This is a genomic window from Polynucleobacter sp., assembly GCF_030693775.1.
In the GTDB taxonomy this organism is placed as follows: domain Bacteria; phylum Pseudomonadota; class Gammaproteobacteria; order Burkholderiales; family Burkholderiaceae; genus Polynucleobacter.
In genome coordinates this window covers 585,988-600,952 of record NZ_JAUXZY010000004.1, presented here as the reverse complement: position 1 = coordinate 600,952, position 14,965 = coordinate 585,988, and the positions used below count along the sequence as shown (strand labels likewise).

16 protein-coding genes and 2 tRNA genes are annotated in these 14,965 nt (G+C 50.6%); 3 read left to right on the top strand and 15 right to left on the bottom strand.

The annotated features are described in order from the left end of the window. Positions 1 to 28: 28 nt before the first annotated feature. A complete protein-coding gene (gene rpsF / locus Q8M75_RS05865) occupies positions 29 to 403 on the bottom strand; it encodes a 30S ribosomal protein S6 (protein ID WP_108469415.1) in 375 nt (124 codons plus the stop codon). Positions 404 to 522: 119 nt separating this feature from the next. Then, positions 523 to 1,575, bottom strand: coding sequence for an asparaginase (locus Q8M75_RS05860; RefSeq protein ID WP_305487303.1), 1,053 nt, complete (start codon positions 1,573 to 1,575; stop codon positions 523 to 525). A 62-nt stretch (positions 1,576 to 1,637) separates the two neighbouring features. Here Q8M75_RS05860 and lexA point away from each other — a divergent pair, with 62 nt between their 5' ends. Beyond that, positions 1,638 to 2,345 (top strand): transcriptional repressor LexA, encoded by a 708-nt coding sequence (lexA, locus tag Q8M75_RS05855; RefSeq protein ID WP_305487301.1) that lies wholly within the window; start codon positions 1,638 to 1,640, stop codon positions 2,343 to 2,345. Positions 2,346 to 2,359: 14 nt separating this feature from the next. Here lexA and Q8M75_RS05850 read toward each other — a convergent pair whose 3' ends face one another. The 5 genes from Q8M75_RS05850 to uvrC form a co-directional block, all read right to left on the bottom strand. After that, entirely contained in the window at positions 2,360 to 2,830 is a 471-nt protein-coding gene (locus tag Q8M75_RS05850; RefSeq protein ID WP_305487300.1) for a hypothetical protein, read from the bottom strand. Positions 2,831 to 2,921: 91 nt separating this feature from the next. Further along, positions 2,922 to 2,995: transfer RNA gene (locus Q8M75_RS05845), tRNA-Cys, on the bottom strand. 49 nt (positions 2,996 to 3,044) lie between these two features. Then, a tRNA-Gly gene (locus Q8M75_RS05840) sits at positions 3,045 to 3,120 on the bottom strand. Between the two features lie 96 nt (positions 3,121 to 3,216). Then, the gene (gene pgsA / locus Q8M75_RS05835) at positions 3,217 to 3,792 is read right to left on the bottom strand and encodes a CDP-diacylglycerol--glycerol-3-phosphate 3-phosphatidyltransferase (protein WP_305487298.1); all 576 of its coding nucleotides are present in this window, start codon (positions 3,790 to 3,792) and stop codon (positions 3,217 to 3,219) included. A 32-nt stretch (positions 3,793 to 3,824) separates the two neighbouring features. Continuing rightward, a complete protein-coding gene (gene uvrC, locus Q8M75_RS05830) occupies positions 3,825 to 5,702 on the bottom strand; it encodes an excinuclease ABC subunit UvrC (RefSeq protein WP_305487296.1) in 1,878 nt (625 codons plus the stop codon). Here uvrC and earP point away from each other — a divergent pair. Continuing rightward, positions 5,701 to 6,765, top strand: coding sequence for an elongation factor P maturation arginine rhamnosyltransferase EarP (gene earP, locus Q8M75_RS05825; RefSeq protein WP_305487293.1), 1,065 nt, complete (start codon positions 5,701 to 5,703; stop codon positions 6,763 to 6,765). The two genes, uvrC and earP, sit on opposite strands and share 2 nt — an antisense overlap. 90 nt (positions 6,766 to 6,855) lie before the next feature. Then, positions 6,856 to 7,416, top strand: a complete 561-nt coding sequence (gene efp / locus Q8M75_RS05820; protein ID WP_108469425.1) for an elongation factor P — start codon at positions 6,856 to 6,858, stop codon at positions 7,414 to 7,416. Positions 7,417 to 7,474: 58 nt separating this feature from the next. On the opposite strand, the gene nagZ is transcribed toward efp, so the two are convergent. From nagZ to lepA, 8 genes are all read right to left on the bottom strand, one after another. After that, entirely contained in the window at positions 7,475 to 8,554 is a 1,080-nt protein-coding gene (nagZ, locus tag Q8M75_RS05815) for a beta-N-acetylhexosaminidase (RefSeq protein WP_305487291.1), read from the bottom strand. Between the two features lie 76 nt (positions 8,555 to 8,630). Continuing rightward, positions 8,631 to 9,065 carry a holo-ACP synthase gene (acpS, locus tag Q8M75_RS05810; protein ID WP_305487289.1) on the bottom strand — a complete coding sequence of 145 codons (435 nt, stop codon included), beginning with the start codon at positions 9,063 to 9,065 and terminating at the stop codon, positions 8,631 to 8,633. Between the two features lie 10 nt (positions 9,066 to 9,075). Further along, complete coding sequence (pdxJ, locus tag Q8M75_RS05805) at positions 9,076 to 9,813, bottom strand: pyridoxine 5'-phosphate synthase (RefSeq protein WP_305487287.1); 738 nt, start codon at positions 9,811 to 9,813, stop codon at positions 9,076 to 9,078. Between the two features lie 12 nt (positions 9,814 to 9,825). After that, the gene (recO, locus tag Q8M75_RS05800) at positions 9,826 to 10,560 is read right to left on the bottom strand and encodes a DNA repair protein RecO (RefSeq protein WP_305487286.1); all 735 of its coding nucleotides are present in this window, start codon (positions 10,558 to 10,560) and stop codon (positions 9,826 to 9,828) included. Then, positions 10,561 to 11,457, bottom strand: coding sequence for a GTPase Era (gene era / locus Q8M75_RS05795; RefSeq protein WP_371131772.1), 897 nt, complete (start codon positions 11,455 to 11,457; stop codon positions 10,561 to 10,563). It lies immediately after the preceding gene. A 59-nt stretch (positions 11,458 to 11,516) separates the two neighbouring features. Continuing rightward, on the bottom strand, positions 11,517 to 12,290 hold the full coding sequence (gene rnc / locus Q8M75_RS05790; RefSeq protein ID WP_305488204.1) for a ribonuclease III: 774 nt from the start codon (positions 12,288 to 12,290) through the stop codon (positions 11,517 to 11,519). Positions 12,291 to 12,310: 20 nt separating this feature from the next. Continuing rightward, positions 12,311 to 13,117 (bottom strand): signal peptidase I, encoded by an 807-nt coding sequence (lepB, locus tag Q8M75_RS05785; RefSeq protein WP_305487284.1) that lies wholly within the window; start codon positions 13,115 to 13,117, stop codon positions 12,311 to 12,313. Then, positions 13,114 to 14,922 (bottom strand): translation elongation factor 4, encoded by a 1,809-nt coding sequence (lepA, locus tag Q8M75_RS05780; RefSeq protein WP_305487282.1) that lies wholly within the window; start codon positions 14,920 to 14,922, stop codon positions 13,114 to 13,116. The genes lepB and lepA overlap by 4 nt, the downstream gene beginning before the upstream one ends. Between the last annotated feature and the right edge of the window lie 43 nt (positions 14,923 to 14,965).

Genomic DNA, 14,965 nt, shown 5'->3' with positions numbered 1-14,965 from the left:
TCGCCTCCGAGTCTCTCTTCAAAAATGCTTAGGCCGTTGCAACAGGTGCGTCGGTTTGAGCTTGCTTGCGGGCTTCTTCGCGCTGCACTTCTTTCATCATGATCGATGGCTCAGACTCGGCCTTCTTCATCTTGATGATGAGGTGACGCAAAACAGCATCATTAAATTTGAACGCATGCTCAAGCTCTTCCAGAGTCTTCTGGTCACACTCGATATTCATGCAAACGTAGTGGGCTTTGGCCAACTTGTCGATCATGTAAGCCATCTGACGACGACCCCAATCTTCAATGCGATGAACTTTGCCGCCACTGGTAGCCAAGACGGCTTTGTAACGATCAATCATCGCGGGCACTTGCTCGCTTTGGTCCGGATGGACGATAAAAACGATTTCATAATGACGCATCTAACACTCCTTAAGGGTAAAGCTACCTGGGCGTCATCCAAATCAGATGGTGTTGATTTGGAAACCAGTGCAGCAAGGGTGAAAACAAATTGTAAAAACAGGAATTACGTACTCTTGCTTTATTCAGGCAAGACTGCGATTCTAGCAAAAAAATCCTGCCAAGTCATGGATTTACCGCCCTGCTTGGCTTCCACGGCAGCATATAAGGCCAATTGCAAGGCAATTCTGGCTTTAGGGGCGGTTAGACTGCCTGCAGCCACCCAGCCCGCGGGATCCGTTTCTGGCAAATTTAGGTGAACATGCCCCGCACCTACGCGAGAGGCCTTGGCAATGGCTACCCCCTTCTCTGCCAGTGCATTCAAGGGCTTATGCCAAGCAGCATGGACTCCGCCCATCCCGGTACCCGCAATCACTAACCCCTGAATTGGCTGAGTCAGCCAATGCAAGACTGTTTCTGATCTGGCACCAGTGTGGCTAGTCAGAATCTCCACCCAAGGCCAAGCGTCCTCCGCTGGAATAGGCAGATCTGGGCCCGAATCTGCCTGAATTCGCCGAATGCGCGATAACCAAGAGGGATTAATCAAATGAACCGGGCTGCTGGGTGCATCACGGAGTGGTGCATTGAGTTCATTGGTATGGCGCTTAGCCAGGTCGCGAGCCAAGCAGACCCGGCCAGCAAAGATGCCAAAGACACCAGCCGGACAAGTTTCAAGATCCATTTGGGCCCAATACAGGGATGCCTGCAGATTGAGTGGGCCATCCGCTTGGGGATGATTCGATGGCAGCATTGCCCCAGTCAAAATAACCCGCTTGCCTAGGCGCTCGGCCTGCTTTCTGCAAATAGCATCCAAAAAGAGCCCAGTCTCCTCAATGGTGTCGGTGCCGTGGGTGACCACTACCCCAAGAACCAAAGGATTGTCGAGCGCTGCCCGTACTGCTAAGCCTAGCTGGGTTAGTAGTGCCTCACTCAAATCCCGGCTGTCGATGTTGGCAAGCTGCTGCGTCCGGATTTCACCCTGCGCAACCCCAATACTCGGTTTTGAGGTCGAAATGAGGGCTTCAAGGGCTACCTGACCGGCACGGTAGGCAGATGGATTTTCTGGATCTTCGGCAAGACCGGCAATTGTGCCGCCCATGCCAATAACCAAAACATGCTGATTGGGGGATTTCATGAGCCCATTATCCATTTAACAAAACTTCTTGAAATAACAAAAATACTGTATACAATCACAGCATGGACATAAACACAGCTGAATTGCTCGATTTACCCAAATTAACACCCCGCCAGGCAGAAATCCTGGCTTTGATCACATCAGCCATCCAGGAAAGTGGTTTACCGCCGACCCGCGCTGAAATCGCCACCTGTCTTGGATTCGCCTCGGCCAATGCGGCAGAGGAACACTTGCGCGCTCTGGCTCGCAAAGGCTACATCGAACTAACGCCAGGTACCTCGCGCGGCATCCGCATTGCGCAGCAGCACAGCCATCCGTTTCAATTTGGCCGATCCCAGCAAATGTCGCTACCTTCTGGGGCGCTTCAGCAACTCACACTTCCATTGATTGGTCGCGTTGCCGCGGGCTCGCCCATCATGGCTGTAGAGCACATTGAAAAACACGTGCCGATTGATCCAAGCCTCTTCACCAAAGGAGCGGATTACTTGCTGAAAGTTAAAGGCATGAGCATGCGCGACGCTGGCATTTTGGACGGCGATTATTTAGCTGTGCACAAGACAACGGAAGTGCGTAATGGCGATATTGTGGTGGCTCGCATTGATGATGAGGTCACTGTTAAACGCTGGTTACAGAAAAAAGGCAGCAATGGCATGGTGATTGAGTTGCAAGCGGAGAACCCGGACTTCAAAAACATCACCGTAGATGCAAGGCAGCCTAATTTTGCGATTGAAGGTCAGGCCGTTGGCCTAATTCGGGCAAACGGCCTCTAATACAAAAGGTTCTCTTAGCGCTTACTTGGCGCGACGACATTCGCATTTTTAGGCGAAGCCGTAATGATGATGATGGACTTTGGTCCGGTTAAAGAACCTTCATTGATCTCAACTGTCGAGGTTCGCTCGCCTTTAGTAAACACCAAAATGCTGGTCTTCGATTTAACCGCTGTGACGGTAGTCCATCCCGATTTTGGATACTCGGCCTGAAAAAAAGCATAAATATCCGTCGGGCTTTGTAAGCCATTGAGGACCACACGGCCAACCCAGTTATCACCACGGCCAATAATTAAAGAGTCAGTGCCCATAATGCGAGCGCCTGCTGGAAGTGGCATGTCACCCAAAAGCTGCGCCTGAATTTGATTGACTTCATCCGGCGTACCGGTTGGAGAGTCACCGGAAGCGGCGCAACCACCCAATAACAAAACGAGGCTCAATGCAATGGCCGAAGCAGCGTTAGTTTTTAACTTGGGTGTTGTTGTCATGATTAAAGCGTTCGTCCGTTGAAATCAGCAATAGTCATATTGTAGGGAATGCAACCTTCAGGTCAATAGATACAAGGTTCATTTGAGCTGCTGGAGGCGCGTGAGGGAATCGAACCCCCGTACGAAGCTTTGCAGGCTCCTGCCTAACCACTCGGCCAACGCGCCACATACTTTGAAACAAAATGGGAAGCTTTTCAGGGCTTCCCATCGAACTTGGAGCGGGAAAGGAGGTTCGAACTCCCGACCTATACCTTGGCAAGGTATCGCTCTACCAGCTGAGCTATTCCCGCATAACAGGGCAACAGTTTAGCAAACTATTGAACTCTGCGCCGTATTTAATGCCCATTCGTAAATTTAAGGCCCCGGAGTCTTATGTAATCAAGCCCCTACTCCGACTTACCCAGCAATTGGGGCAGCGCTTTTTGCAAATAATAGAACATGGACCATAGGGTTAAAAATGCCGCCACCCAGATTAGCCATGTACCAATTAAAGCGGCATTCAACCAACCAAAGAGCGTGCCATTAAACAAAAGGAACGGAATTGCTACCAGCTGTGCGGTGGTTTTTAATTTACCCACCATGTGCACTGCCACGCTTTTGCTTGCGCCCACTTGCGCCATCCACTCCCGCAATGCAGAGATGGTAATTTCGCGACCAATAATGACGAGCGCCACCCACACTTGCACCCGGTCCATATTCAGGAGCACAAGTAAGGCTGCAGCGACGATTAGCTTATCGGCGACTGGGTCTAAAAATTGCCCAAAAGCCGATTCTTGTTTCATGCGGCGGGCCAAATAGCCATCGAGCCAATCGGTCAAAGCGGCAAAGATAAAAAGGCCAGTAGCCAATACATTTTTTTCCGGCATGCTGAGCCAGCTTGCAGGCAGATAAAAAATGGTGACCAAGAGCGGTATCGCTGCGACGCGCAACCACGTTAAGGCGATAGGGAGATTAAACGGCATGGCGCTAGGATAACCGAAGGCACCGGTCTTGCTTAATGTAATTGCTGGTAAATCTGCTCCGCCAAGGTCAAGGAAATACCATCTACCGTAGCCAGCTCTTCCATGCTGGCATTGGAGACGCCACGCAGCCCTCCAAAACGGGCCAGCAAGGCCTGCCGTCGTTTGGCGCCGATACCTTCAATCTCCTCGAGACGCGAGACTGTGCGCGCCTTTGCCCGCTTTGCCCGCATTCCGGTAATGGCAAAGCGATGTGCCTCATCCCGTATTTGGGCAATCAGCATCAGCGCCGCACTCTCCCGCCCAAGCTCAAGTGATGGTCGGCCATCGGCAAAGATCAGGGACTCAAGGCCAACCTTTCGGGCCTCGCCTTTGGCAACGCCCACAATTAATCCAAGATCCATACCCAGCTCTGCAAACACTTGGCGGGCCATTTCAACTTGACCTTTACCGCCGTCAATCAGGATGAGCTGTGGCATTTTTTCTGGCGGAATTTCTTGGTAATTGGCATAACGGCGTTGCAATACCTGCCGCATGGCTGCGTAATCATCGCCCGGTGTAATGTCGTTGATATTGAAGCGACGGTACTCGCTCGATTGCATTTCATTTTTTGCGTACACCACGCACGAGGCTTGGGTTGCTTCGCCGGAGGTGTGGCTGATATCAAAGCACTCGACACGCAATTGCTCCACACCCTCGAGATCCAAGCCGAGGACATCCAGCAAGGCACGCGCCTTGGCTAGCTGGCCACCGGTCTCAACCAAGCGCTTGGCTAAAGCAATCTTGGCGTTGCCCTCTGCCATACCAAGCCAGTGGCGGCGTTGGCCTTGAGGCTGGTGCAAAAAGGTGATCTTTTTTCCTGCTTGCACATTTAAGCTGTCTTGCAAAAGCGATTGCTCTTCGCCGGTAGAGATGGCATGACTCAAAACAATAACGCCGGGTATCAGCTTGGCATTACTGGCATCGCCATCCAAATAATGTTGCTGAATAAATGCATCCAAGATTTCGACGGGGCTAGGTAACTCGCCCGCCGCTGAGCGTAGATTTTTAGGGAAGTAAGTGCGATCGCCCAAATGCCGACCGCCGCGCACCATTGCTAAATTGACGCAAATCATTCCTTCCAGTTCGGCTGTTGCCAAAATATCAACGTCGCCCTCGCCGTCGGCGACGGTGTCCATCGATTGCTGCTGGAGCACACTGGAGAGGTCAGCAATTCGATCCCGAATCACTGCAGCCATCTCAAAATCCAATGCGTCGCTATGCTGAAGCATTTCACGCTCGAGTTCCGATAGAACTTGGCCGTGATCCCCTTCTAAAAATCGGGTTGCTTGATTCACATCACTGGCATATTGTCCGGCAGTCAGCATGCCAACGCATGGCGCACTGCAACGGTGAATTTGGTGCAACAGGCAGGGTCGTGTGCGGTTTTTAAAGACCGTATCTTCACAGGTACGCAAGCGAAATACTTTCTGCAAAATCTGAACGCTATTGCGCACCGCCGATGAATTCGGGAAGGGTCCAAAATAGCGATTACGCCGATCCACTTTGCCGCGGTAGGACGACAGGCGCGGGAATGCGTGCCCTGTCAGCATCACATAAGGGTAGGACTTATCGTCACGAAACAAAATATTAAAAGGCGGTGCCAACTCTTTAATTAAGTTGTTCTCCAGAATCAAGGCCTCGGACTCCGTTCGCGTTACCGTAGTTTCATAGCGCGCAATCCGGCCCACCATACGCTCAATGCGCGGCGATAATGCAGTTCGTTGAAAATAGCTGGATACTCGCTTTTTTAGGTCGCGGGCTTTACCCACGTAAAGTATCTGATCCGCTTCGTCGAAAAAACGATATACCCCCGGCAATCCGGGAAGCCGTTTAATGTCTTGCTTGAGGGTTTCAAAAAGCGAATTACGCATGCGTTGGGATATATTCTGCCAAATCGTTGATAACTACGGTGATGCCGGTGTCTGTTGGCGCCTGGCCCGTAGCCTAGCCACACGCCATCAGCAACAGGTCCGCCTGTTTTGCGATGATCTACCGACCCTTAATTTACTCGCTTCCGACTCCTCTCGCATGCCACAGGTGCAGATTCTGCCGTGGGAGGCTAGTTTTGAAAATGCACGTCACCCACTGGATGCGCCCGATGTGGTGATTGAGGCCTTTGGCTGCCACCTGCCAGAGCGATATCAAACTGGTTTATTGGTTGCCGCCAAAAAACCCATCATTCTCAATTTAGAGTACCTCAGCGCCGAACCCTGGATTAGCGAGTACCACGCTAAGGCATCTCCTCAGTCCAGCGGCTTATTGAAGTATTTTTTCTTTCCCGGGTTTGGGGCCAATACAGGCGGACTATCACTCGACCCCATTCCAGCGCAAGGCGGCGAGTCTAGCGCCACCATACCTGCTAGCCTAGCGCCGAGCTGGGCCCTGCTCCGCCCTGACGCAGAACGTATCAGCCTCTTTTGTTACCCAGGAGCGCCGCTACGGCAATGGCTTGAGGATCTTGGCAATACACAGGCGAAGATTGATGTCCTCCTCACCTTTGGTCATGCTGAAATGATTGGCCATAGCATTGGCCGACCATTAGAACTACCCCCATCCATTCAGTTGATTTCTCTACCGTTTGTGCCGCAAGATGACTACGATTGGCTCTTATCGCAATGTGACTTCAATATTGTCCGGGGTGAAGATTCCTTTATCCGAGCACAGCTCGCTGAAAAGCCATTTATTTGGCATATTTACCCGCAAGATGATATGGCCCATACGGTGAAATTACAGGCCTTTTTGGATCTGTACCTTGAAAAAGCCAGTCCATCAACCCAAGAATCCTGCCGAATGGCCATGGATTGGCAGATGCCGTCGCGCTGGTGGAATCAGCGTACAGAGTGGCAGGCCCACGCCCGTAGATGGCGCGAGACCTTACTGGAGACTAATCAAGACGGGGGCCTTGCAGCCAGAATGCTGCGTTTTGTGGCCTGAGCCCCTCTAGATAGAGTCCTGCGGGGGCGGTTACAATGTCACCTTTATTAAATACTGCAGAATTCAGTTCTGCCTCCAGGAATACCACAGATGAAAACAGCACAAGAACTCCGCGTAGGCAACGTAGTGATGATTGGCGCCGATGCCATGGTTGTACTCAAAGCGGAATACAGCCGCTCCGGTCGCAATTCTTCGGTCGTCAAAATGAAGTTCAAGAATCTTTTAACGGGCGCCCCAAACGAGGGTGTTTATAAAGCCGACGACAAATTTGATATCGTCATTTTGGACAAAAAAGAATGTACCTATTCGTATTTTGCCGACCCAATGTATTGCTTTATGGACGGCGATTACAACCAATACGAAGTGGAGGCTGAGTTTATGGGCGACGCCCTGAACTACCTGGAAGAGGCAATGCCAGTTGAAGTGGTGTTCTACGAAGGTAAGGCGCTGTCTGTTTCAATGCCAACCTCGTTGGTTCGTGAAATTATCTACACCGAGCCCGCTGTCAAGGGCGACACCAGCTCTGGCAAAGTATTAAAGACAGCTAAGCTGGCTACCGGCTATGAATTGCAAGTTCCCCTCTTTTGCAATACCGGCGACAAGATTGAAATTGATACCCGCACTGGTGAGTACCGCAGTCGCGCGAACTAAGCTGTAATTCGTTTTACCAAAAGCCGGGATCTAAACAGTCCCGGCTTTTTTTATGGCGCTAAATTAAGCCATGTCTCTTAAGTAATGCTTGCGCATGCAGGTATTCCGCGTGGGCCTGCAGTTCAGTCCAATTCATAAATGGAGCAGATGGCATTAACTTCGTTTGACGCTGCGCTGACTCTGCTTTTTTCACCTTAGATACCCGCAGCTCAGAGAGCAAGCGATCGGCTAAGTCAGGGCGATTGCAAATTAATACTGCATCGCAGCCCGCTGATAAGGCTAACTCTGCACCCTTAACGACGTCACCAGCAACGCTGGCACCCTCCATCGATAAATCATCACTGAAGATCACGCCCTCAAATGCCAATTGCTGGCGCAAGATGGTTTGCAACCACGTCTTAGAAAATCCTGCAGGAAGACTGTCTACTTTGGGGTAAATCACGTGGGCCGGCATCACCGCAGCTAGGCTTAAGTCAAGCCATTCGTAGGGTTTTGCATCGCATTGCAAGATGGCATTGAGGGGGCGCTCATCTACTGGAATAGCGACATGCGAATCCGCTTCTGCCCAGCCGTGCCCCGGAAAGTGCTTGCCGCAGTTAGCCATTCCAGCCAGTTGCAGTCCAGAGTTCAGGGCCTTGGCAAGAGCATACACAATCTGTGGATCCGAACTAAATGAACGATCGCCAATCACTCCGCTACGACCAAAATCAAGATCGAGTACCGGGGTAAAACTAAAATCGACTCCGCAGGCACGCAGCTCTGCTGCCAAAATATAGCCACAGGCCGTTGCCGTAGCCATTGCTGCAACCGCAGGCTCCGAGGTATAGGTGGTCTTGCTTTTCTTGGGAGCTTGCATCCACAGCTCACCTAATTTACGCATGGCAGGTAAATGTGTAAAGCCATCGGCCTTGCAGCGCTGCACGCGACCACCCTCATGGTCTATCGATATCAACACATCTGGTCGTATTCCTTTAATGCTGCGGGTCAGCGCAGTAAGCTGCTTGCGATTAGCAAAGTTTCTGCCAAACAAAATGACGCCCCCGGTAGAGGAGTGCTCAATACGACGGCAGTCTTCTGGAGTGAGTTCTAAGCCAACGACATCTAAGGTAATGGGGCCAGGTTGATGAGTGGATGCCACTGGTGATTTCCTTTAGGTAGTAGGGAGGGGACTAAGGTAATTTCTAAATCAATACCGACAAAATTATCTATATTCACTAGCCAATGTAATTACTGGGATCGTGTGTGGTGACAATCGGCGTACCGTGGCTCACCACCACAAATGCAATGGCCATATCTTGCTCGTCACTCACCGTCACTTCCGCATGCCAATCGCGCTCTTCCATAAAGAGTGCAAGCGGGCCGGAATAATGGGTGACTGGCTTACCGCTGGGTTCATTTAATGTTTGCAGTGAGCGCCAGGTCATCGGCATACGCATACCCAAACCAATCGCCTTTGAGAATGCCTCTTTAGCAGCAAAGCGCGTAGCCAAATAAGCCATGCCCCGCTTCTGATTGCGCGCTAAACGTTGATGAAACACTACCAATTCTTCTTTGCCTAGAATACGCTCGGCCAATCGCCCCTGCGTCCGTTCATACGCAGCAATCAAACGCTCCATTTGCAAGATATCCGTACCGATGCCGACGATCATGGCGCTATACCTAAGCGGAAGAGGCGCGGGCGCGCACCATTAAAGCCTTCATATCAAAAATGGCTTGCTGCCAACCTTTAAACAGCGCCTCAGCCACAATCGCGTGCCCAATGTTCAGCTCTGATAACTCGGCGATCTTGGCAATCGGGGTGACGTTGCTTTCATTTAGGCCATGACCAGCATTGACGCGTAAGCCAAGCTGTTTTCCGTATTGCGCTGCAGTCCGAATGCGCTCCAACTCGCGTACCTGCGCATCGCCTGCTAGGTCTGCGTAACGGCCCGTATGTAATTCAATAACAGTGGCGCCTGCATTACTAGCGGCCAGTATTTGCTTTTCTTCAGGATCGATAAAGAGCGATACCCGAATGCCCGCATCGACGAGCTGGGCGGTAGCCTGTTTGACCACCTCAAAATGACCGACAACATCGAGGCCTCCCTCGGTGGTGACCTCTTCGCGCTTTTCGGGCACAAGGCAAACATCATGCGGCTTGATTTGGCACGCAATTGCAATCATCTCCGGAGTAACGGCACACTCCAGATTCATACGCGTTGTAATCAAAGGGCGTAGCGCGATTAAATCCGCATCTTTAATGTGACGTCGATCCTCACGCAAATGCAATGTAATCAAGTCTGCGCCTACTTCTTCTGCCAAGCGCGCAGCTCGAATCGGATCCGGATAAGTTGTACCTCGAGCATTGCGCAGGGTTGCGACATGATCAATGTTGATGCCGAGCTCAAGGATATTCATAGGTATAGGGTACTAGATTTTCTTGAGATCAATCAGGATTTGACGGGTTGTTAAGACCTGATCTTGCAAATGCAGGCTAAGCAAAAAGCGCATCAGTTGCTTGCTCTCAAGGAGGGTATCGGTCTCGGAAAAGTTACCGGCAGCCATTTCCAGTAAGGCACGACCACTTAAGATAGGCCAATGCCCAGGATCATCCGCTTGCCATGGGCGAATACCCCGCTCTGGCTGATAAACATATTTCTCAGCCTCGATTGGAGAGGCATTGCTTTCAACGCAATAATCAAGCGCAGCCGCATAGCCTGTCTCTTGCAGGAGAGCCAATTCAAAAGGCCTTAGGATCTGCTCTAGACGACTGCTGCCTGTATCTATCTCCGATAAGGCTGAAATGGTGGCCATGTAATGGTCGTAGAGGGTCTCATATTCATCTTCGCGAGCTAAAAATTTGACTAGCAATTCATTCAGATAAAAACCGCAGAGCAGTGCATCACCGACTAATGCCGGAGTGCCACCAACCCACTCGGACTTGGTTAAGGTGCGCAGCTCCGACTTGCCGCTCCATGAAACCAGGAGCGGCTGAAAACGTTGCAATACTGGCCTTAATACAGAATGGGGCCGCTTGGCGCCCTTGGCAATGAGGGCCATACGCCCGTACTGCCGAGTGAATACATCCAGTATTAGGCTCGTTTCTTTATATGGAATGCTGTGCAGAACAAAAGCAGGCTCATCGGCTACACGAGTGGATGCCATTTATTCCAAGCCTTGTGCCCGTAATTCAGCGCGATCATCTGCCCAGCCGCGTTTGACTTTGACCCAGGTCTCTAAAAAGACTTTGCCATCAAACAGCTTTTCCATATCGAGTCGTGCTTCAGTGGAAATCTTTTTCAGGCGCTCGCCCTTATCGCCAATGATCATGGCCTTGTGATTATCGCGGTCCACCAAAATGGTCGCTGCAATTCGTCGCATGGTGCCGTCCATCTTGAACTGATCAATCACTACCGAGCTTGCATAGGGCAATTCTTCACCGGTAAAGCGAAAGACCTTCTCGCGCAGAATTTCAGCGGCGAGAAAACGTTCACTGCGATCAGTCAAGGTGTCCGCATCATAGCGCGCCTCACCCTCTGGTAAATACTCCTCAAGGACATCGAGCAAACGCTGCACATCCGTTGGATTCTTGCCGCTCATCGGAATGATTTCCGCAAAATGCTGCTCAGACTGGTCAGGTCTTCCGCCAATCTCGCTCCAAGCCTGACCCATTTTTTTCATGAAATCCAATAAGGCGACATCGCGATCGGCTGGCAACTCAAAGCGACTGGCAAACAAATCCAATTTATTCAGTACTAGGATAACGGGAAGATCTTTGGGTAAAAGACGCAATACTTTGGCATCATCCTCGCCAAAATAGCCTGCCTCGACAATAAAACAGGCAACATCAACATCCTGCAAGGCGCTGGTTACTGAACGGTTTAAAGCCTGATTCAGGGTATTCATTTTGCGCGTCTGAAATCCAGGCGTATCGCTAAAAATAAATTGCGCGTGTTCGCGCGTTTGAATCCCTAAAATACGATGACGGGTTGTCTGCGCCTTGCGTGACGTGATGCTGATTTTTTGACCAACCAAGGCATTGAGCAGGGTTGATTTGCCCATATTGGGCCTGCCTACAATCGCAATCGTTCCACACCGAAACGGCGTACCTGTTTCCACACTTATGCCTTTAGCTTTAAATTCAGTTGTTCATCTGCGACATCCGACTTTGCTGCTTTTTTCTTCGCAGAGCGGGTCTTTTTAGGTTTGCGCGTTTCTTGCGGCAAGGCCTTGGTAATGGCTAGCAAGGCTAACTTGGCGGCACCTTGTTCGGCTGCTCTGCGCGACGCCCCAAATCCCTTTACCTTGATTTTCAGGCTCTGGATCACGCACTCGACCTCAAATTGCTGATTGTGCGCTGCGCCTGTTGTCGCAGTGACGGTATAGCTAGGCAATGGCATCTGAAAGCCTTGGAGATATTCTTGCAGCAAGGTCTTATCGTCTTTACCCAATGTCTTAGGATCGACTTGCGCCAAAATCACGGAATAGAGTTTGCGTAAACTCGATTTAGCCGCCTCAAAACCGCCATCGAGGAAAACCGCCCCAGCTACTGCCTCTAATGTATCGGCCAAAATCGATGGGCGCCGAAAGCCACCACTTTTGAGCTCACCCTCGCCCAAGCGCAAGTAATCCGATAAGGATAGAAGCTGCGCTATCTCATACAAAGCCTGCTGCTTTACTAAATTAGCGCGTACGCGGGATAAATCGCCTTCATCTAAATCGGCGTAACGCTCGTACAGCAATTCGGCGACTACGCAATTTAAAATCGAGTCACCCAAAAACTCCAGGCGCTCATTGTTTTTCTTGCTATGGCTACGATGCGTTAATGCTTGCTGTAACAGCTCTGGCTTTTTAAACACATAACCCAGGCGCTCTTGAAGCGGCTCTAGGTCTATGGCAGCGCGCGCATTCATGTTTATTGAAATCCGCCAATGCGACTCAGAGAGCCCAAATTGAGCCACACGAAGAAAGCCCGGCCGACAATATTTTGATCGGGCACAAAACCCCAAAATCGGGAATCAGCACTGTTATCGCGGTTGTCACCCATGGTGAAGTAATGCCCAGCTGGAACCTTACAGGTCATGCTGTTCGGCAAGAATTGGCAGTTCTCAATCCCAGGAAAGCGCTCCGGCATAAACATGCCAGATGTGCGATCAGGATCATTGAGGATACCATGGCGATTACCACCCAAATCAGCTGGAAAGGTTTCGGTATAGAGCTTAGCGTAGCGCATGCTCTCCTGATCTAAATAGTTCTCGCCACCGGTATATTCCAAAGGCTGGCCATTTACCGTAATGCGCTTGTCTTGGTAGGTAATCGTATCACCAGGAATGGCAACGACGCGTTTGATGTAGTCAACCGACTGATCCAGTGGGTAGCGAAATACAACCACATCACCGCGCTTGGGATCCCCCAAGGCGACGATCTTTTTGTTGATCACCGGCAAACGAATACCGTAGGTGTATTTGTTCACCAAAATAAAATCGCCAATTTGTAGCGTTGGGATCATGGATCCCGATGGAATCTTAAATGGCTCGATCAAAAATGAGCGCAGAAAAAACACTGCGCAAATGACCGGGAAAAAACTCGCTGAATATTCAAGCCACAAAGGCATGCGTGCAATGCCCGCTGCTTTTCGTTGTGGTGCAAATACGAGCTTGTCTGCAACCCAAGCGACGCCAGTAACCACCACCAGAATGAATAGTATGAGAGCGAAGTTCATTTATCGTCTACCTGCAAAATAGCTAGGAAGGCTTCCTGCGGAATTTCAACGTTGCCGACTTGCTTCATGCGCTTCTTACCTTCTTTTTGCTTTTCAAGTAACTTACGCTTACGCGAAATATCGCCACCGTAGCATTTGGCCAACACATTTTTACGCAAGGCTTTGACGTTTTCGCGTGCGACAATGCCACTACCGATGGCCGCCTGAATCGCTACATCAAACATCTGCCGCGGAATAATGCCGCGCATCTTGGAAACTACCTCACGGCCACGCGATTGGCTATTACTGCGGTGTACGATCACGGATAAGGCATCAACCTTTTCACTGTTAATCAAAATATCGACTTTGACCACGTCGGCCACGCGGTACTCTTTAAATTCGTAATCCATAGAGGCATAGCCACGCGAGACTGACTTCAAACGATCAAAGAAATCCAGCACGATTTCTGCCATCGGAATTTCATAGGTCAACTGCACCTGCCTACCCAAGTAGTTCATATTGGTTTGCACGCCGCGCTTACCGGTACAGAGCGTAATCACCGATCCAACATACTCTTGTGGCATGTATAAATTAACCGTCACGATCGGCTCTAGGATGGCCTCGATCTTCGAAGGGTCTGGCATCTTCGATGGGTTATCGACCACCAATAGGGTGCCATCCCGTTGCTGCACTTGATACACCACCGTAGGTGCGGTGGTAATCAAGTTCATATCGTATTGGCGCTCTAAACGCTCTTGCACAATTTCCATGTGCAACAAACCTAAAAATCCGCAGCGGAATCCAAATCCCAAGGCTTGCGATACCTCAGGCTCATAGAGCAGCGATGCATCATTTAACTTAAGCTTTTCAAGTGACTCGCGCAGCTGATCGTATTCATTCGCTTCAACGGGATAAAGACCTGCAAACACCTGGGACTTCACTTCTTTAAATCCAGGTAATGGAGCGCTCGCGGGGGTACGGCCCTGTTGCCCTGTTGCGTGGGTTACGGTGTCGCCAACTTTAGCGGCCTTTAACTCCTTGATGCCGGCAATAATAAAACCGACCTGACCTGCACTTAAGTCAGGGCGATCAACCGACTTCGGGCTAAAGACACCTACATGCTCCACTAAATGGGTTGAGCCATTAGCCATCAAGGTGATCTTATCTTTGGGCTTAAGAACACCGTTGACGACGCGTACTAGCATGACGACACCAACGTAGTTATCAAACCACGAATCAATAATCAAGGCCTGCAAGGGTTCGGTAACACTGCCCTTGGGCGGCGGCACGCGCCGGATCATCTCTTCCAGCACATCGGCAACACCGAGGCCTGTTTTGGCAGAGCAAGTCAATGCATCTGTCGCGTCAATGCCGATTACATCTTCAATCTCTTGTTTGGCGCGATCTGGATCAGCCTGTGGCAAATCGATTTTGTTCAAAACGGGCACAACCTCCACGCCCAATTCGATGGCGGTGTAGCAATTGGCAACAGTTTGCGCTTCAACGCCTTGGCTGGCATCAACGACCAGCAATGCCCCCTCGCAAGCAGATAGCGAGCGACTCACCTCATAGGAAAAGTCGACGTGTCCAGGGGTATCAATCAGATTCAGGTTATATGTTTTGCCATCCTTAGCTTTGTAACTAAGGGCTGCGGTTTGGGCTTTAATGGTGATCCCACGCTCCCGCTCAATGTCCATGGAGTCCAAGACCTGGGCCTCCATCTCGCGATCGGATAAGCCGCCACACAGCTGAATAATTCGATCCGCAAGGGTCGATTTACCATGGTCAATATGGGCGATGATAGAAAAGTTGCGGATTAAATCCATGGTGTTTTATTTAGATTGGCAAAAACACCTTGTCGCAGCGCAC